This is a genomic window from Pyrinomonas sp. (genome assembly GCF_040289685.1).
In the GTDB taxonomy this organism is placed as follows: domain Bacteria; phylum Acidobacteriota; class Blastocatellia; order Pyrinomonadales; family Pyrinomonadaceae; genus Pyrinomonas.
On record NZ_PSLQ01000030.1, the window covers coordinates 1 to 19,471 of the forward strand.

At 59.9% G+C, this 19,471-nt stretch carries 14 protein-coding genes and 2 tRNA genes; 7 read left to right on the top strand and 9 right to left on the bottom strand.

Annotated elements, in window-relative coordinates; genetic code table 11:
• Positions 1-197 precede the first annotated feature (197 nt).
• Positions 198-273: transfer RNA gene (locus C4334_RS08090), tRNA-Lys, on the top strand.
• Positions 274-754: 481 nt separating this feature from the next.
• Here C4334_RS08090 and C4334_RS08095 read toward each other — a convergent pair.
• From C4334_RS08095 to C4334_RS08125, 7 genes are all read right to left on the bottom strand, one after another.
• Positions 755-831, bottom strand: a tRNA-Pro gene (locus C4334_RS08095).
• A gap of 142 nt (positions 832-973) precedes the next feature.
• Positions 974-1,639: a VTT domain-containing protein gene (locus tag C4334_RS08100; RefSeq protein ID WP_352431578.1), complete on the bottom strand. Its 666-nt coding sequence runs from the start codon at positions 1,637-1,639 to the stop codon at positions 974-976.
• A 111-nt stretch (positions 1,640-1,750) separates the two neighbouring features.
• Positions 1,751-2,380 (bottom strand): protein-L-isoaspartate(D-aspartate) O-methyltransferase, encoded by a 630-nt coding sequence (locus C4334_RS08105; protein WP_352431604.1) that lies wholly within the window; start codon positions 2,378-2,380, stop codon positions 1,751-1,753.
• Between the two features lie 77 nt (positions 2,381-2,457).
• Positions 2,458-3,261, bottom strand: a complete 804-nt coding sequence (surE, locus tag C4334_RS08110; RefSeq protein WP_352431579.1) for a 5'/3'-nucleotidase SurE — start codon at positions 3,259-3,261, stop codon at positions 2,458-2,460.
• 150 nt (positions 3,262-3,411) lie between these two features.
• Complete coding sequence (locus C4334_RS08115) at positions 3,412-4,734, bottom strand: hemolysin family protein (RefSeq protein ID WP_352431580.1); 1,323 nt, start codon at positions 4,732-4,734, stop codon at positions 3,412-3,414.
• 72 nt (positions 4,735-4,806) lie between these two features.
• The gene (locus C4334_RS08120) at positions 4,807-5,889 is read right to left on the bottom strand and encodes a YheT family hydrolase (RefSeq protein ID WP_352431581.1); all 1,083 of its coding nucleotides are present in this window, start codon (positions 5,887-5,889) and stop codon (positions 4,807-4,809) included.
• 19 nt (positions 5,890-5,908) lie between these two features.
• Positions 5,909-6,088, bottom strand: coding sequence for a hypothetical protein (locus C4334_RS08125; RefSeq protein ID WP_352431582.1), 180 nt, complete (start codon positions 6,086-6,088; stop codon positions 5,909-5,911).
• Between the two features lie 225 nt (positions 6,089-6,313).
• Here C4334_RS08125 and C4334_RS08130 point away from each other — a divergent pair, with 225 nt between their 5' ends.
• Positions 6,314-6,994, top strand: coding sequence for a hypothetical protein (locus C4334_RS08130; protein WP_352431583.1), 681 nt, complete (start codon positions 6,314-6,316; stop codon positions 6,992-6,994).
• Between the two features lie 295 nt (positions 6,995-7,289).
• Here the strand turns inward: C4334_RS08130 and fusA are convergent, their stop codons facing one another.
• Together fusA and C4334_RS08140 are read right to left on the bottom strand one after the other, a co-directional pair.
• A complete protein-coding gene (fusA, locus tag C4334_RS08135; RefSeq protein ID WP_352431584.1) occupies positions 7,290-9,392 on the bottom strand; it encodes an elongation factor G in 2,103 nt (700 codons plus the stop codon).
• 262 nt (positions 9,393-9,654) lie between these two features.
• Complete coding sequence (locus tag C4334_RS08140) at positions 9,655-11,895, bottom strand: putative bifunctional diguanylate cyclase/phosphodiesterase (RefSeq protein ID WP_352431585.1); 2,241 nt, start codon at positions 11,893-11,895, stop codon at positions 9,655-9,657.
• Between the two features lie 853 nt (positions 11,896-12,748).
• Here C4334_RS08140 and C4334_RS08145 point away from each other — a divergent pair.
• The 5 genes from C4334_RS08145 to C4334_RS08165 all read left to right on the top strand — a co-directional run bounded on the left by C4334_RS08145 (position 12,749) and on the right by C4334_RS08165 (position 19,073).
• On the top strand, positions 12,749-13,192 hold the full coding sequence (locus C4334_RS08145) for a BrxA/BrxB family bacilliredoxin (RefSeq protein ID WP_352431586.1): 444 nt from the start codon (positions 12,749-12,751) through the stop codon (positions 13,190-13,192).
• Positions 13,193-13,216: 24 nt separating this feature from the next.
• Positions 13,217-15,532 (top strand): ATP-dependent DNA helicase RecG, encoded by a 2,316-nt coding sequence (recG, locus tag C4334_RS08150; RefSeq protein WP_352431587.1) that lies wholly within the window; start codon positions 13,217-13,219, stop codon positions 15,530-15,532.
• 104 nt (positions 15,533-15,636) lie between these two features.
• Positions 15,637-16,098, top strand: a complete 462-nt coding sequence (locus tag C4334_RS08155; protein ID WP_352431605.1) for a ribonuclease HI — start codon at positions 15,637-15,639, stop codon at positions 16,096-16,098.
• A 267-nt stretch (positions 16,099-16,365) separates the two neighbouring features.
• Complete coding sequence (locus C4334_RS08160; RefSeq protein ID WP_352431588.1) at positions 16,366-18,300, top strand: YCF48-related protein; 1,935 nt, start codon at positions 16,366-16,368, stop codon at positions 18,298-18,300.
• A gap of 206 nt (positions 18,301-18,506) precedes the next feature.
• A complete protein-coding gene (locus tag C4334_RS08165; protein WP_352431589.1) occupies positions 18,507-19,073 on the top strand; it encodes a hypothetical protein in 567 nt (188 codons plus the stop codon).
• Positions 19,074-19,471 lie beyond the last annotated feature (398 nt).

Below are 19,471 nucleotides of genomic sequence, written 5' to 3' on the forward strand. Positions count from 1 at the left end.
AGATGCCGCGGAAGCGGTGAAAGAGGGCGTGGATATCGGTGCCTTTTCGCGTCTTCTGGAAAAAAGAGTTTAGTCTTTTCGGCGGAGCCCTCTCTAAACCGGCCCCTCCCTTTAGAACCTCAAAGCTTATTGAAAACAAGCCGTGCGTCGCTTTGCCTTCGCTTGACACTGCGCGACCCCATCGGGATAATTACCGTGGGCCGTTAGCTCAGTTGGTAGAGCAGCTGACTCTTAATCAGCGGGTCGCAGGTTCGAGCCCTGCACGGCCCACCAAATCGATCCTCCGACGCGACCCAATGGCGGCGCGCTGAGAAACAAACCGACTCATCATTACGAAACTTCGCGTTGACCTAAGCGCAAAATTCAAGAGGCATGAGAGCGTGCTGGAGTGATCGGAATCCCTCCTGGCTCATCGGAAGATGCCTTCCACAGAGCATTACGACGGCTTTAGGTCTTTCGCGTTGAAGACCTCTTTGAATCGCCGCGCTTGTTTTTTTCGAGCGAGAAGCTAGGCGAGATCAGGAATGAGGACTGTGTAGCTTCGATCCATCTGGTTTTTCGAATAAAGGGGGGTAGAGGAAGAACTTTCGATTCCATTCATGCTCTTAAGCGCTCTGAGCACTGTTCATCGCCGAAGACAAGGCGGCGGCTGCTGCGGTCCGCTCACATATCAGTTCGGTGTTGTTTTGCTTGGTCGGATCATCGCTGAAGGCAAAGGGCCTGACACTTTTCGGCGTCAGGCCCTCGCTGAAAATGGTCGGGGCGAGAGGATTTGAACCTCCGACCTCACGGTCCCGAACCGTGCGCTCTACCAGGCTGAGCCACGCCCCGTCAATCGAAGTTCAAATTTTAAGCGTTGGTCACTCACGTGTCAAACTCGGCGCCGACGCGAAGAGGCGATCGGTTCTTCTTGTACCCAGTCCGGCGCGAGGAGGTGATCAGTTCTTCTCCTCCGCACGTTGGTTATCGCGCGTCAAGTTAGGTCTTTGGTCGGCGCCGACTGGGCTTGACGGGCGCGCTGCCTTCTGTGCCTGAAATGTTCGATAACAGGCGGCATGAGGCTGAGCGCGACGACGATGATGACGAGCTTTTCGATATGTTGATCCAAGTTGGGGATCATGCTGCCCAGAAAGTAACCGGTCAGAATCATGCTGAAGGCCCACAGGAAGCCGCCGCAGACGTTATAAACGACGAATTGGCGGTAAGGCATTTGGGCCGCTCCAGCGACGATGGGCGCGAAGGTGCGAATGATCGGCACGAAACGCGCGATGATGATCGTCTTGCCGCCGTGACGCAGGTAAAAATCATGCGCGCGTTGCAGGTATTCAGGACGAAAGAACAACGACTTCGGGCGACTGAAGATGCGCGGCCCGAACTTCGCGCCCGTAAAGTATCCCACCGCGTCGCCTACGACCGCGGCAACGAAGAGCGAGATCAGCAGGACGAAGACGTTCAAGTCTCCTTTGGCAGCGAATAGCCCGGCGACGACGAGCAGTGAATCTCCCGGCAGAAAGAAACCCGCCGCTAACCCCGTTTCAGCGAAGACAACAAGAAACAGAACGACGTATCCGGCGGCGGCGATGGTGCGCGGGTCGATGTACTCTTTGAGTTGGTGCAGCAGTTCGTAGAGCGCTTCCATGATCGCTTGAACCTATTTTCGAAACCGATGTTCCGCTGACGCATCGTCCGTCGGAGCGCACGCTACAGCGGAAACGGTTGGCGCCTGCGCCTCATAAGGCGCGAGGCGCGTTCATCGGCGATGCTCATCGGTCCAACCATAACGCCCAATGAGCGGAACGAATGTGCATGGTCCTCGATCTTCGCGTTCGTAGCCGGCTTCGGTGCGCGTGATCAAGATGAGCCGTTGGTCGTTTTGCGAGCGACCGACCGGCATTACGAGTCGGCCTCCCGTTTTGAGTTGCGCGAGCAAGGGTTCAGGCACCGTCGGACCGCTCGCCGCCACCAGAATGGCATCATACGGCGCATGCGCGTTCCAGCCGAGCGTTCCGTCGAAGCATTTGACGGTGGCATTGTAGATCCCTAGGTGGCGAATGCGCGTTTGCGCGGCGCGCGCCAGTTCGGCGATGCGCTCGATCGAATAGACTTGGCCTGACAACCGAGCGAGCACCGCCGTTTGATAGCCCGATCCGGCGCCAATTTCGAGCACGCGGCTACGCTCCTTGAGGTCAAGCAGTTCCGTCATGCGCGCGACGATGCACGGTTGCGAGATGGTCTGCCCGCCTTCGATCGGCAGCGCATGGTCGCCATAAGCGCGGCTTTGCAAAGCTTCGGGCACGAACAGATGGCGCGGGATCTCGCGCATCGCCGCGAGCACGCGTTCATCCTTGATCCCGCATTGCGAGCGCAGTCGTTCGACCATGCGCTCGCGGGCGAGACGAAAATCGAAATGGTTGGGCGGTCGGTGCGATGAGGATGAAGCGTTCAGCACGTCGCGCGTCACTCCTTTGTTGAAACGGCTTCCTCGCTCAATGCTTGCGGTTCGACCGATTGCTCTGCCGAGAGCAAGTTCCAAGAGGCCAGCGCCGGAATGGCTTGGTGATTGGTCAAATCGCTGCGCATTGGCGTTACCGACACGAAGCCTTGTTCAATGGCCCAATAGTCGGTGCCTTCAGCGGCGTCCCACGCAATGATCTCTTCGCCGATCCAAAAATAAGGACGTCCGCGTGGGTCGATGTGCTCGGTGATGACGGGGCGCGCGTTCTTGATCCCTTGCCGTGTGACGCGCACGCCGCGAATCAGACCCGGCGGGATGTTGATATTGAGAAATGTGCCCTCCGGCAAACCCTCGGCGAGCGCTTTGCGGACGGCGACGACGGCAAAGCGCGCCGCTTCGGTGAAATTGAAGCTCTCGCGCGCAACGAGGCTGAAAGCTAATCCGGGCACGCCCAGAATGGTCGCTTCGAGTGCGCCCGCCACCGTTCCCGAGTAGGTCGCATCATCGCCGAGATTGCCGCCGTAGTTGATGCCAGAAGCGCAAATGTGCGGGCGTTGATCGTCCGTCAAGATTTTGTTCAAAGCGAGCGTGACGCAATCGGTCGGGGTTCCATCCACCGTCCAATGGCGCTCGTCTATTTGACGGATACGCAACGGACGCGCGAGCGTCAGGCTGTGCGATGCGCCGCTCATCTCCGATTCGGGCGCGACGACGTAAACGTCGCCAACTTCGCGCAGCGCCTCCTCCAGCTTGATGAGGCCGTCGGAATGGATGCCGTCGTCGTTGGTAACGAGTATGCGGATCATCTTGCTCGATTTCACGCGCTTGTTCAGCGCGTACAGGGACCGAACTGGCATGATGCAACAGTTCGCGCGAAGATGCAAAGGCGAAATAAAGAGCATCGCGCGAAGACTCGTCGCTTATTGAACGGTCGAACTTCCAGTGTCGTCTGGTCTTTATGCCGTCGTTTGTTGCGGCATGCGCGTGGCGAGGGGAGTGAGCCTGACGCGCCTTATGCGGCGGTGTTCGACGCGTTCGACGGTAAAACGCGCACCGTCGTGCTCAACCGATTCGCCCGGTCGGAGTAATCTGCCCGCTTTGGCCAGCAGGAATCCGGCGAGCGTCGTGTACCCAGCGTCTTCCGGGATTTTCAGGTGCAAGCGGCGATTTACGTCGCGCACGGCGATCATGCCGTCGAGGACGTACGTCCCGTTCTCCTCGACGATCTGCGAACGGACCTCTTCATCATATTCGTCGTGAATTTCGCCGACGATCTCTTCAAGCAGGTCTTCCAACGTGACGATGCCTTCGACGCCGCCGTGCTCATCAACGACGAAAGCCAGATGCGTGCGTGCCGCTTGCATCTGCGCGAGCGCTGTGCCGAGGTGCGCGGTGGCCGGAACGAAGAGTGGCGGGTGGAGCAATCGTTCAAGGTTGAAAGGACGCGCATCATCCGTGCGCAGGCACGGCATCAGGTCTTTCATGAAAAGGACGCCGACGATGTCGTCGAAACGTTCGCGATAAACCGGCAGGCGCGAATAACCCGTTTCACAAAAGACGCGCTGCGCTTCTTCGAGCGTCGCCGTGACGGGCAGCGCGACTACCGCCGTGCGGGGGACCATCGCTTCGCGCACCTCCGCTTCGGAGAACTCGAAGACGCGATTGATCAACTGTTGTTCTTCGGGTTGGAGGTGCCCACTTCGACTCGAAGCTTCGATCAACTGTCTGATCTCATCTTCCGTGTAGATGGCGGAGTGTTGAGCGGAGGGACGTAGGCCGAGGAGTCGCACCGTTTTGGTCCCAGCCCAGTCAAGCGCGCGAATGGGCCAGCGAAAGACGCGATAAAAGATCTGTATCGGCAGCGCGACGACGAACGCCACGCGCTCAGCCAATTCCAACGCCAGCGTCTTGGGAGCTAGTTCCCCCAAAACGATGTGGAGAAACGTAATGATCGAAAAGGCGACAGCAAACGAGATGGCGTGCCGCGCTGGATCGGAGACGCGCCCCGCCAGCGGCGCTTCAAGCAGATGGGCGATTGCTGGCTCGCCGATCCAACCAAGGCCAAGCGAAGCCATAGTGATGCCGAGCTGTGTGGCGGAAATGTAGGCGTTCAGGTTGTTGAGCAGATCGAGGAGCCTTCGCGCGCGACGATCCCCACCGGCGGCCAACGTCTCGATGCGCGAGCGGCGCACGCCGACCAAAGCGAACTCCGCGGCAACGAAGAACCCGTTGGCGAAAACGAGCAGAAAGACGACGACGATTTTAAAGAACGTATCCATGAGACTTCTTGGCGAAACGTCTCCGCGAAGCTTTCAATTATACAAGAAAGCCTCCCTTCTTGCGCTACCTCTTCAGTGCGTCAGAAGGCCATCGTGGGCGATCAGGCGACAAAACTCTACTGCCCTGTTTTCCGCCCACCAGCGGTCTTCGCCCACCGTGGATTTGGCGAGAAAACCGACGTGCCCGCCGTTTTGGGGTGCGAGCATGATGATGTATGGATTGCGCGCGATCGTTTCGTGCGGAAACGAAGCGAATGGAATCAGCGGGTCGTCCTGCGCTTGAATGATCAGCGTCGGGCGGCGTATGTGCGCCAGATGTTCTTTTGCGCTCGTTGCGGCGTAGTACTCCGAAACGCTTCGGTAGCCGCCGTATTTGGTCGTAAAAAACTCGTCGAAATCGCGTATGGTCCGCACGCGGCGTAGCGGCGCAAGATCGTATGTGTCTGGGTGGAGGCGGTGTTTGCGGCGCATACGTCGGCGCAAGCTTCGCAGGAAACTGCGTTGATAAATCCTGTTTTCGCGCCGTTCGATGGCATCGGCGCAGGCGTTCAAGTCGAGCGAGGGCGAGACGGCGACTGCGCCCACAAGCTCCGGACGCCTCGCGGCGCCATATTCGGCGACCAGACGAAGCGTCATGTTGCCGCTCATGGAAAAGCCGACGAGCAAGAGCGCACGAAGTCGGTCCTGTTCGACCAATTGGCCGATCACGGAATCGAAATCGCGAATCAATCCGCTATGATAAAGCGTCGGCGTCAAATGCTCCGTGCCTCCGCAGGTGCGCATGTTCAAGCGAACCACGTTGAATCCGGCACGAAAGGCTTTATCCGCCGTGCCGAGTATGTAAACGGAAGAAGCCGAACCCTCGAAGCCATGAACCAAGATCACCGTTGCGCGTTCGCGTCGCGACTCTTGCCAGCGGCAGCGCGCCAAGAGTCGCACGTCGGGCTCGACCTCGAACGTTCGCGCTTCGTCGTACTGCGCCGCGCGGAACAAAAAACGGCGCGGCCACAGAAAGGCGGCCAAGGTTTGCGCATGTGCGCTGCGGAAGAGCGGATGTGGTTTGAAAGGACGCGCATTGAGTTGACGCGCGATCGCTTCCATATCGAGAGCCAGCGACTCGGTTGCAAAAGGAGCGCGTACAACGCGGTCATTCATAGCTGCCTTTCGATTTTCGCTAGCGCGACTCGTGTGAGTCGGCGCGCGCTATGCGCGGCGGTTCCGGCGGCGTCGGATCCTCGATGGGAGGGTGCTGCTCCGGCTCGCGCATGGGCGAAGGTCGATCGCGGTCAGGTGGCACGGGCGGTTCAGGGGCGGGGTCGCGTTCGGGCGTCGGTTGGTCTTCCCTTTCTTTCATGCTTCTCTCCCTCGAACCTATAGCGTTAATCTTGGCGCGGTCGGGCGGCGAACGTCAAGCGCGCGGAGAATCAGGGGCAGTTTCGAGTTGCCGGCTAACGATGCACGCAGATGGAGGCAGCGAAGTCGGTGTGGTAGAACTGCGCGACCTTCAGTCGCATGTCATGAGCTCCCGGATTTCGTCCCGTAAAGTGCGCTGCGGCGGGCGTCTTTGTGCGCCGCCAAGATGCTTGCTCGACTGGTGCGCGTTTGTGATATCGTGACGCAGCGCAAGGCGATCGAACCGAGCGTTGCGATGAAGGGTAGGGAACAAAAAGAGCGCGGGCGTTGGCGCGCGCGTACCAAGCGCGACCTCATCATCGAAGTTTGGGAGAGCCTCGATTGCGAATCGGTGGGAGCCAAGGAGCTGGAGGTCATCGCTGCCGAGGTCAAAGCCGCGTTTGGCGAAGGGGCCGTTGAAAGCCCGGCGGCCATGGCGCGCGTTTTGGCCGAAGAGGGGGCCGAGCTACGGTACGCTGAAGTTTTGGAATTGGACGCGCGCTGGCGGGCGCAGGATCTGTACGCCCCGATGTTTCGCAACATCTTGCGCTTCGGCTCTTTCAAACAAGCCGCCGCTTCGATACGGCAACTGGAAAATTTGCGTCGGCGATTCCAACGGACGGGCGATCGCGAAGGATTGCGCCGTCTGCGCGAAATCGGTCTGACCGGCAAGCGTCGTGCGGCGATGATCGCACGCAATCCGAAAGTCGATCCGCGGAAGAGAGAGGAAAAAGAAGAGATCGCACGCTGGTTCACCGTTTGGTTGCGGACGCCGGAGCTGTTCGACCATTGGTTGGAATTGCGTTTAAGCTCTGAAGAGTTCCAAAAACGTTTCGGCCAGATAGACAGAGCGGAAGAAAGCTCATGACCGTTCCGCGCGTCGTTTGATGGTGACCGCGCCAGACGCGAAAGCGCATTCGAACTCGCGCTCGATCCATCCGGTAAGCACGAGCAGCGGATGAACGCTCACGAGGCCGTTGCCGCTTCACCCACAGTCTCATCACCTGTGCGGTGTTGGCGTGCACGCCCTCGCGCACTAAACGCAGTTGCCGTCTCACATATTTTTTTCGGTCACTTGCCTCTCGCTGTTTTGCCACGCGCCTTGGAGCAAGAGGCAATTTACGAAGAAGTTGCACCCGCTGCTGCTGTGCGACCTCGGTTCGTCATTCTTCTTCTTCGGCGCGGATACGACCTTCGGCCTTCGCTTGTTCGATGATCTTTTGCGCGATGTGCGTCGGCACGATGTCGTAGTGCGAAAATTCCATGTGGTATGAACCGCGCGCTGCCGTCAACGAATTGAGCGTCGATTGGTAGTTGAGCATCTCGGCGAGCGGCACTTGCGCTTTGATGACCTGATTTTTGCCGCGCATCTCCATGCCTTGAACGCGCCCACGGCGCGCATTCAAATCGCCCATGATGTCGCCGCTGCACTCTTGCGGAACGGTGACCTCGACATTCATGATCGGTTCGAGGAGCACCGGCTTGACCTTCTCGATCGCGGCGCGGAAAGCTTTTCGCCCAGCGGCGCGGAAGCTGTATTCATCCGAATCGACCGGATGGGTCTGCCCATCAACGAGGATCGCCTTGAAATCGACCACCGGGTAACCGGCGATCGCGCCTTGTTCAGCGGCTTCGAGGATTCCTTTTTCCACCGCCGGGCGAAACTGTTGCGGAATCACTCCGCCGAAGATGCGATCTTCGAAGACGAAACCCTGCCCGCGCGGCAGCGGCTCGAAGACGACCTTGCAATCGCCGAATTGCCCACGCCCACCGGTCTGTTTCTTGTGGCGGCCTTGCACTTCGGCGCGCGCTGTGATCGTCTCTTTGTAAGGCACTTTGGGCAGCTTGAGGTTGACCTCAACGCCGTAGCGTTTCTTTAGTCTATCGACCACGACTTCAACGTGAAGCGGACCGGTGCCTGAAATCAAGAACTCTTTGGTTTGCGGATCGCGCGTGAAACGCAGCGCTGGGTCTTCTTCCAATATCTTGTGAATCGCCGCGCTGATCTTCTCCTCGTCCTGCCGCGCTTTCGGTTCGATGGCGAAAGCGATCGCTGGCTCTGGATACTGGACCGGATCATAGACAATGGGCGCCGATTTATCGCAGAGCGTATCGCCGGTCTGCGTCTCCTTCAATTTGACGCAGGCGATGATGTCGCCCGCCATCGCCTCGTCGATCTTTTCGAGCTGTTTGCCTTGCATGACGTGCAACGCGCCGAGTTTCTCTTGCACGCCGCGCGTGGAGTTGAGCACCACGGCGTCCGACTTGATGCGTCCGCTGATGATCTTCATCAGATTGATGCGCCCGGCGAACGGATCGGCGATGGTGCGGAAGACATAAGCCGAGAACGGTTCGTTCGCGTCATAACGGCGCGCGATCGGTTGCCCGTTCATGTCGGTCGGTGCATGGCCGTATTCGGCTTCGTGGTAGTTCGGCGCGGGCGCGAATTCGATGATCCCTTCGAGGAGGTTCTGCAAGCCGACCAACGTCAAACTCGACACGGCATAGACCGGGCAGAGCTTGCTTGAGGCGATGGCTTTCGTGATGTTCGGCAGCAGGTCCTCTTCGCCGAGCGTTCCTTGTTCGAAGTACTTTTCAAGCAAGCTGTCATCGGTTTCAGCGATCACTTCGATCAATTTCTCGCGCGCCGCCTCGACGATGTCGCGCCCTTCGGTGGGCAGCTCTCGTTCATGCGCTTTGCCTTGTTCGTCGAATTCGTAGGCCTTCATGCGCACGACATCAACGACGCCGCGAAAGTCCTTCTCTTTGCCGATGGGCAGCGTGAACGGGACGATGGCGCGGCTGAAGGCGTTGCGGGCCGAATCGAGCGCCATGCCGAAATCGGCCCGCTCCTTGTCGAGCTTGGTGATGACCATGACACGCGGCACCATGAACTCATTGGCATAGCTCCAAGTCTTTTCCGTCTGCACTTCGATGCCGTTGATGCCATCGACCACGACCATGGCGCAATCGGCGACGCGCAGCGCCGGTCGCGCATGAACGACGAAGCCGGCGAAACCGGGCGTGTCGAGCAGATTGACTTTGGTTTCGCGGTGTTCGAGATACGCAGCGGAGATGTTGAGCGTGATCTTCCGCGCGATGGAATCTTCGTCGTAGTCAGTGACGGTCGTCCCCTCATCGACTTTGCCCCAGCGCGAAGTCGCTCCTGCCAGATAGAGAAGCGAGCTGATGAGTTGCGTTTTGCCAGCGTGACCGTGTCCGATGAAAGCGAGATTGCGAATCCGCTCAGTTGAATAGACTTTCATGGCCGTGTGTGGAACTCCCTTTCAATAGGCTCGCATGGCTGCGGCGAAAACCGCCCGCGCCGCATACCGCTTGTGCGGGATTGAACTTCAGGCAAGAGCTAAATTTAGCCGAGCGCGCGGGCGAAAAGCAAGCTTGCCGTTGGCAGCCTCGCGCGATGAGCGCGGGCTAGATCCGGCAGATCACGCAACGCGCAGGGGAAAGGTCTTTTGCGCGCGCTGCGCGGGGAGGGATCAACCCTTGTTCTCGAACGATGGGTTCGATTCACATGATGAAAGGGATGTCCACGCCGTTTGTTTCTTCGGCAGTAGGCGGCAGCGAGAAGAATGGCTTCTGTTCGCCGCTGCTTACAAGCTCGATGAACTGCGTCGCTTGAGCGCAGTCGAGCGGTTTGGAGAAGAGGAACCCCTGCCCGTAGTGGCACGAAAGCGATCGAAGCAAGATGGCCTGTTCTTCGCGCTCAACTCCTTCGGCGACGACTTCCATGCCGAGGTTGTGGGCCAGTTTGGTGATGGTGTGAACGATCTCCAAGTTCTCGTCGCTCCGTCCGATGCTGCCGACGAAAGAGCGGTCGATCTTGAGCGTATCGAATGGGAAACGATGCAAGTAACCGAGCGACGAATAGCCCGTGCCGAAATCATCGATGCTCAAGCGGACGCCCATTTTGCGCAGCCGCTCGAAGGCCGCAGCGGCTGAATCGGCGTTCTCCATGACGACCGTTTCGGTGATTTCCAATCTCAGGGCGCGCGCCGAAAGACCGGTCTCGTTGAGAATCGCTTCAATTTGATCGAGCAGGTCCGCTTGCGTCAATTGTTTGCCGGAAAGGTTGACGCTTAAAGTGAGTTGGCGGTTGACGGGCGATTGGCGATGCCATGCATCCATCTGACGGCAGGCTTCTTGCATCATCCAACGCCCGATGTGGATGATCAATCCAGTCTCTTCCGCTACTGGAATGAATTCGACCGGAGAGACGAGGCCGCGCTCCGGATGCTGCCAACGTGCCAACGCCTCGAAGCCGGCGAGTCTGCCCGTCTGTAGGTTGATGATCGGCTGGTAATGCAAGCAGAACTCTCGTTTGGCGAGCGCGCGACGCAGATCGTTCTCCAACCGCAAACGCGAGACGGCCCGCGAGTGCATCTCCTTGTCGAAGAGTTCGTAGCGCGCCCTGCCGCCTTCTTTCGCGCGATACATAGCGATGTCGGCATCGCGGATGATTTCGTCCGGCTCGATGTATTCGCCGTTCCGGCCAAAAGCGATGCCGATGCTGGCCGTGACGAACGCTTCGTGCCGGTCGAGTTGAAAAGGGACTGACAATGCCTCTTGAATCCGCTCGGCGACGCGAACAGCTTCGTTCGCATCGGTTACGCGGTCGAGCAAGATGGCGAACTCGTCGCCGCCGAAACGCGCCACCGTGTCGACTTGCCGGACGCAAGATTCCAACCGCCGTGCCGTGGCGATAAGGAGCTTGTCGCCAATAGCGTGACCCAGGCAGTCGTTGATGTACTTGAAACGGTCTAGGTCGAGAAAGAGGATGGCAAAGGTTTGATCCGCATGACGGCGCGCGCGCTCGATGGCCAGCCGCACGTGTTCGGCGAAGAGGGCGCGGTTCGCCAACCCGGTGAGCACGTCGTGAAAGGCGACGTAGCGAAAATGTTCGCGACTCTCTTCGAGCGCACGCGTCGTCTGCTCCAGTTCGGCGATGTAGCGATTCAGTTCGCGCACGTGTTGCTCGGCCTGTTCGGCTCGCCTTCGCTCGGCCAGTTCCGCTTGCGCCGCGGTGGCTCGAATGTCCTCGAGATAGTTCGCATAAGTGAAGTAGAGTATGACGATGGTTGGCAGCGCAACCGCCAGCGCGTATAGCCCGACCGTTGCGTTCAACCAGACGATGGCGCTAGCAGTTGCCGCTCCGACGAAATACGTGATGGATGACCAGAGGTAGTTTCGTCGCCAAGCTTGCCAGAGCGATTGTCCGGTTTTGATGGCCAGCCCAATGGCGACCAACCACGTGTGCGTCGCATATTGAACCAACGCCATCGCGCTAACAGCCGTTACCACCACCGACCACGACCTATTCAGTAAATCAACTGGTTCGCCGAAAGCCGCGCGCATTGCGTGCCCTGTCATCCACACCGAACAGGCGACGGCGGCTGCGTTGAAGAGGATCGTTACTGGGCGCTTGCTTTTGCTCGCGCGCAAGCCGGCGAAGATGCCTTCCACGGCTCCGAGCAGTACTGCCGATTCTTTCCCGTAGAGCAACAATGCCAAAAAGATGAACGTGTCGGAAACAGTGATGTTGGTGTCGAAGCGCGGAACGGGAATGGCAAGATATAGACTGGTCAACGCGGCCAGCGCGGCGAGAACGAGAAGACCGGGATCGAAGCGTCCTGGTTGCAAGTGCCAGGCCGCATCGAACACGGCAAGCGCTCCTGCGCAGACGATCAACCACCTGTACAGGTCAGCGGGTTCAGCTTTGCGACTACGATTGTGCCGAACGTGTTTGGTCATCTAATTGATTAAAGGGAGGACGCGAATCAAATTGGGGGGCAAGTCGCTCTAAAAATACAACGTTTCGTGCCTTGCGCGCAAGGTGCATGCGGCTTTGATGTGAAATCCAAAGACGTTACGGCGTTGTTCGTTCAACGTCAAACAGATGGTTTGTACCTGCTCAGCGAGCCGCGCGCTCAGACCGTTCATGCAGCCCGTAGCCCCGACCGCGCTCTTCAGGTGCTATGTGGACGCCCTCGAGATATGCGACCGAGTCGCCGTCGCGCGACGGCGTCCGCCTTGAGGATCAACTTGTCGCTCTTCCTTCCAAACGCAGACGCGCCTTTGATGCGGCGCGCGACTCGCGCGCGGAATCCCTCCGGATCTCGCTCGCGGGCGCTCGATGCCGCTCTCCTTCCAGCACTATGCGGGCGTTGGTTTTGGCGACCTTTTCCAAATCTTTCAGCGTTGCACGCTCCAGTTCAAGCTGCGGACCAAGCAGCGCATCTCGAACCCCTCTTGCGAGGAGCAGCTCGCAGCCGATGCGACGTGGCGCGCGAGTCGCCCGCCGCATAATGCTTCCAGAACGATTCAGTTCGTCAGGCGCGGCGCGAACGAAGCGTAGTTGCGAGCCGCCTTTCGCCAATGGGCGAAAGCGCGCGTGGCGGCGTGCGGCACGCGCTTTCCAAAGCGTCGCGTGTCCGATGAGCGCGACGCCTTCGAGCGCGCCGTTTGTCGCGCGGAAAGCGATAAAAGTCGCCGCGATTGGCCGCGCTGTCGAAGCCGTTGTCGATGATAAGGCTCGGCATGATTTGAAGAGATCAACGCAAGGGTCTAAAATTTCGAGCGTGCGAAACGAAACTTCCAGACGAAGATGGAGGCAAACGAGATGACGCCTTATCCTGAGATCATGATTCGACCGATGCGCGAAGAATTGACGCGGCTCGGCATCGAAGAGGCGCGCACGCCCGAAGACGTTGACCGGGCCATCAATCAACCGGGGACCGTCATGGTCGTGGTCAATTCGGTCTGCGGTTGCGCGGCGGGCAAAGCGCGTCCGGCAGTGGCGATGGCCCTCCAACACCCCGTCAAGCCGGATCGCGTGATCACGGTCTTCGCCGGAGCCGACATCGAGGCGACGGCGCGCGCGCGTAGCTACTTCACCGGTTATCAGCCTTCATCGCCGCAGATCGCCATTTTGAAGGACGGCGAACTCGTTTACATGATGGAGCGGCGCGAGATCGAAGCGAGCGACGCGCCGCGCATCGCGCGCCAATTGATCGCGGCGTTCGATCGGTTCTGCGCGTCAGCGAACTGATCGGAGGAGCCTCTTACGCTGTAGATGCTATCGCTTGCCACACCTCTGATTTCGCTTTCCGAATGTGGGATCCCGCGACTGGGCCAGCACGGGGCGCGTCGGCTGGCGTTGGCGGTCGCTGCTTACGTCGGCAAGCGCGATGCGGCTGAAGCGACGGTCGAGGATCTGCTTACCTATTTCCCGATGCGTTATGAGGACCGGTCGCATCTGGCGCGCATCATCGATCTGCGCAACGGTGTGGAAGCTTCGCTTGAACTTTACGCGCGCGTCGCTGGAGGCTATCAGGTCGGACGCAACCGCTCGGCCAAAAAACCGCCGCTTTACATCTTCGAGATCACGGCGAGCGATGCCGAAAAAACGGGCAGACCGGTCGTCGTCTGGTGGTTCATCTCGGGCCATCAGGCATCGCGCATCGTCAAATACTACACGCAGAAGTTCGCGCGCGGGACGCGCTTCATCGCTTTCGGGCGATGGGAGTGGGACGCGCGGCGCAATACTTTCGCGTTGCGTCTGAACAAGCCCGATGAACTGGAGGTGCTCCCTGGGCAGGCCCCAGCGCACGGCCTTTTGAAACTCGCCGAAGAGCAAGCGCGCGCGGAAGAGAAAGCGACGCTCGCCGAAGACTTGCCGGAAGATGAAGCTGAAGATGACGAGGGCGATCCTGCGTTGGCGACGATCCACGCCGGGCGACGTGTGCCGATCTATCGCAAGCTGGGCGAATTCCGCACGAAACGCTTGCGCGAGATCATGCATGCCGTGCTGGACCGATTGCCGGATGAGGCGATCACGGAGACGTTGCCCGCCGACTTGATCGCGCGTCAAAATCTGGTCGGTCGCGCCGAAGCGTTGCGGCGCATACACTTCCCAGCGGAAGATGCGCCACTTGACCAATACGAGCAAGCGCGCAGTCCGGCGCATCGGCGATTGATCTTCGAGGAGTTCTTCTGGACTTCGTTTGCACTCGCGCTTCGCCGCAGCGAACGCGAAGCGGAGCCAAAGGGCGCCGTCATCGAGATCACGGAGAAGATGCGCGAGCGCATCTTCTCCATCCTACCTTTCAAACTCACTACCGCACAGGAACGGGCCGTTCGCCGTATCTTCGACGACATGCAGTCGAACGCGCCGATGAATCGTTTGCTGCAAGGGGATGTCGGAAGCGGTAAGACGGTGGTCGCCGTCTTGGCGATGCTCGCGGCGATGGAGAACGGCTATCAGGCGGCGCTGATGGTGCCGACCGAAATACTCGCCGAACAGCATGCGCGCAACATCAAACGCCTGCTCGCGCCGACGCCTTATCGCGTGGAGTTGCTCACCGGCAGTCTTCGTGCGGGCGAGAAAAGGCGTCTACACGCCGACCTAGCGGCGGGCGAAATCCACTGTTGCATCGGCACGCACGCGCTGATTCAAGAGGCGGTCAAGTTCCATAAGCTCGGCCTCGTCGTGATCGACGAGCAGCACCGCTTCGGCGTGCTTCAACGCGCCGCGCTGCGCGAGCGCGGCTACAATCCGGACGTGCTCGTGATGACGGCGACGCCCATTCCGCGCAGTCTGGCGATGACCGTTTACGGCGATCTGGACGTGTCGGTGATCGATGAGCTCCCGCCTGGGCGCACCCCCGTAAAAACGGTGGTCGTCGGCGAAGACAATCGCGCTGGGGTTTATCGCGGCATCGAACGCGAGGTGCGCAAAGGGAGGCAGGTCTACGTCGTCTATCCGCTGATCGAAGAATCAGAGAAGCTAGACCTCAAGGCGGCGACGCGCATGTACGAGAAGTTGCGCGATGAGATCTTCCCGCACTTCACGGTTGGGCTTTTGCACGGCAAGATGAAGGCAGCGGAGAAAGAGGAGGTGATGCGCCGCTTCGTCGCTGGCGAGACGCAGATCCTCGTTTCGACGACCGTGATCGAAGTCGGCGTCGATGTGCCCAACGCTTCGGTGATGATCATCGAACACGCCGAACGGTTCGGCCTTTCGCAGCTTCATCAGCTTCGCGGGCGCGTCGGGCGCGGCGCCGAACAATCCTTCTGCGTGCTGATCGCCTCAGATAAACAGACCTCGGTCGCGCGCGAACGATTGGGCATCATGGAAGAATCATCCGATGGGTTTCGCATCGCGGAGAAGGACTTGGAGATCCGCGGTCCGGGCGAGATCCTCGGCACACGTCAATCGGGATTGCCCATGTTTCGGCTAGCGAATCTGGTGCGCGACCTGCGCCTTCTCGAAGAGGCGCGGCGCGAAGCCGACCGCTACATCACAGAGCGACGCCACACGCGCGATACGGCGCAGATGATCGAGCGCGTGCGACGCGATGAAAGGTTCGGCCTCGCCTCGGTCGGGTGAACCGATCGGATCCGAGAGCGCATCTTTCGAGCTTTATTCAGACCACAAATGCAGCCGCTTCGTCTGAAGAATTGTCAGGGCAAAAAGGAGAGCGTTTGAAAACGGTGACGATTTACTGCGACGGATCGAGTTTGGGCAATGGACACGGCGAGGCGCGCGCCGCCGCGGTCGCGCTTTTGAACTATCGCGCCTCTTGGCGTGCGGTCGCGCGCTACTTGGGAAATGCCACCAATCAACAGGCCGAGATCGCCGCGGCGACCCTCGGCCTCGAAGCTCTGCGCGAGCCTTGCCGCGTGTCGGTCGTCACGGATTCGCGTTACGTCGTCGAGACGATGACGGGGCGCTTTTGCAAAAGGACTAACCGCGATTGGTGGCGGCAGCTTGAGCGCGCCACCGACGCACATGAGATCACATGGTTGTGGACGCGCGGTCACGCCGGACATCCAATTCAGGAAGCCGTTGATGAGACGGCGCGCCGCATCGCTCGTGCGGGGCGCGTCGAGCCGGAGTTGCTCCAGCAGTTGGAGGAGCGAGCGCAGCGCGTCGTTCAAAAAGGCGAGATCTAGCGGCCATTTTCGGGTCGACACGGTAACCTCGAGCGGCGCGTTGCGCATCGAAGCTTTTGCCGTTCGGCCTAAGCGTTGCTTGCGCGACCTCGGTCGTCCTGAAATCTCGGAGCCAGCAGCGTTTTCAGCGTCGCCCGGGCGTTTGTGATCGAGAAGGCCGCAAGTCATGCCGCGGTGAATTCCTCGGCTGTCGGCCAGTTGATAGGAGTTCAACTTTCGAGCAGCTTCTTCGATCCCGACCGAAGAACAAGCGCGCGCAACCGAATCGTGTCGTCTTTCCTGCTCAAATTCAACGTGCTTCTGCTTTTGTTGCTCTGCGCGACGGCGGCCAGCGCACAGCCTCGTCGCGCGTGGGTGTGGCAGAACCCTGTGCCGCAGGGTGGCGCCATCTACGCGATTCGCTTCGCTTCCGATGGTGCGCACGGGTGGGCCGTCGGCGCCGATGGTGCGATCTTGCACACGGTGTCAGGCGGCTTCAATTGGGAATGGCAGGCGTCGCCTTCGCGCACGGCCCTTTACGGACTGTTCGTTCGGGATCGTCGTTCAGCAGTGATCGTCGGTGCGCGCGGCGTCGTCTTGGTGACCGATGATGGCGGCAATCGGTGGAAACAGGTGCGAAGCGGCGTTTCAGACCATCTTTATGCCGTCGCTTTTGCGCCAGATGGGCGACACGGGTGGGCCGTTGGCACATACGGGTGCATCATCGCCACATCGGATGGCGGAAGGAGTTGGCACCGGCAAGCGTCGGGGGTGAACGCGCGGTTGTGGAACGTCGCCTTCGCCGACGAGAAGCGTGGAGTGGTGGTCGGCGATCGCGGTCTAGTGCTGGTCACAGAGGACGGCGGAAGCACGTGGAGTCCGCGTTCAGTGGAGACGGCGGTCGCGCTGACTGGCGTAGCCTTCGTTGGCAAACAGAAGGTGATCGCCTGCGGAGCGAGCGGCACGATCTTGCGTTCGAGCGATGGCGGCAAGACATGGCAGAAGGTAGAAAGTTACGTCAAAGCCGGTCTCGTATCGGTCTTCTTCCGCGATGAACGGCGCGGGTGGATCGTCGGCGACGACGGCATTGTGCTGAGCACGGGCAACGGCGGCGAGTGGTGGTTGCCAGTGAGCGTCAAGACCGAACCGCGCTTGCTCACAGTTTATTTCTCCGATGACAGGACGGGCTGGGCGGCCGGAGACGGCGGTTTGATCTTGCGCACGGATGATGGCGGCATCGAATGGCGACGTTTAACTGACGGCGTGCGCGATGATTTGACGGACATCTTCTTCATCGACGATGCAAGGGGGTGGGCCGTCGGCGCGCGTGGCAAAATACTCTTCACCGATTCAGGAGGGAGGAGCTGGACCGTTCGCCCGTCGGGGACGAACGCGCGGCTAAACGCCGTCCACTTCGTGAATGAACGGCGCGGTTGGGCCGTCGGCGACAAAGGCACAGTGTTGCGCACAGCCGATGGCGGCCTGATCTGGCAGAAGGTCCTTGTCGAAACGGATCAGGACTTGCTCGGCGTGCATTTCATTGATGAGAACCGAGGCTGGATCGTCGGCGCGCGCGGGACGATCATGCATTCGAGCGACGGTGGCGCGACGTGGCGCTTTCAGCGCTCGAACACGCTCGCGTGGCTCGAAGCCGTTTGGTTCGTGGACGAAAAAACGGGCGTGGCAGTTGGCTCGGGCGGGGCGATCTTGCGCACCACCGATGGCGGCGCGACGTGGAATTTCCTCGATCTCAAAGCACGCGAATGGCTCTACGCGGTCGCTTTCGCCGATGCTCGTCGCGGCTACATCGTCGGCGCGCGCGGCTTGATTTTGCGCACGGATGATGGCGGGGCGACGTGGCGCGATCTGGAGAGCGGCGTTGGCGTCAACCTCTTCGCCATCGCGGTTGCCGACCGCGATCACGCTTCAGCGGTCGGCGATCAGGGCTTCGTTTTGCAAACGCGCGACGGTGGTGTGACGTGGCGTCTGGTGCCGAACGTCGGAAGCGCTCGTCTTTACGCCGTCGCTTTTCGCGGCGACGCGAAACTGTGGGTAGCGGGAAGCAACGGCAGCATCTTGAAGCGTGCTGATGCTTTAGAGACGATCAAAATCCCACGTCCGAAGTTGCCGCCCGTGCTCCGCGGCGCGAAGAGTGAACCGGCCGATGCGCTCTCGATCGACGACATCCCGCGCGCCGTGCCTTCGGACGCGCGCAAGCCTTGAACGAATCGGCTTGCCGATCCCGACGCCAAAGGCGCCAAGCGACCTCGCGATTTCCGTTTGCAGAGCGATCGGTTTAAGATCTTGTCGCAAGATGAAGGTGCAACCCACACGCTGATTTTCGTTCGAGGACGCAAGCATCGCGCCGGGTCGCAGTTGGTGAGACGCAGATTTAGGTCGCACGCCGATTTTCGTTCGAGGGGGCGAAGATGAGAGGAAGGCTCTTTTCATCGATCTGTTTGTTGACGCTGTGCGCAATGGTCGGCGGCTCGTCGTCGTTCGGTGAAGACTGGTCCATCGAAAACGCGCGCGGAAACCAGGAGATTGCTAAATGGCGCCGGATGACCGAAGATGAGTTGCGCGCCGTCGTCCCGGAGCGCGCGCCCGTCATCAAAGAGAGAATCGAGACCGAGTTGCGGACCGCTTCGGGGATCGTCGATGGCAGCGGACATCACATCTTCGGCGTCGTAATCATCACGGCCGGCTACGAAGCCGAAGGCAAATACACGCATTTCTTCAAGACACAAGTGCCCATTAGAGTCGGCGATCTCGATCTATCGCCGGGCGAATACGTCTTCGGTTACCAGCGGTTGGCCGTGGATGCGTTGCGCGTCGTCTTCTACAGGGCAACCGATGGCGGTCAGGTCGGAGCCGTGCGAGCGACCGTCGAGAACAGACGGGGCGCGATCTACTCTTTCTACATTGAGCCGCCAACGGGCGGGCGGGGCAAGATCAAGATCGGTCGTTTCGGATTCGACTACAGCTTGGCAGACTAGAGAGAAGGATTCAATTCGTCGACGCAGCTAGATCGAGCTTGCTCGGAAGGCCATGAAGCCAATTCAAACGCCTCCACGTTAAGGTCAGCGTCGCGCCTCTGTTTGGTCGGCGAGCGCGCTCCGCGGCATGGCGGCATCGAGGCGCGACGTCGAAAGCAGAGCCGAAAAGCAGAGCGAAGTTCGTCCCGTTCGCCAGCCGAAGGCGTTCGGTCCAAGGACGGCCTCCGAATAAAGTCCTAGCCGAGATCCAGTCTCTCAACTGCCAGACAAAAGCGGTCCGAACTTCGCTCGATTGCCGCACGCCCACTCAAACCTACTCACGTGGCAAGGTGTTGCCGGAATCGTATGCACATGCCGTTTCGTGCGAGTTCATGGCAGTTACGCGCGCGGCGATGTTC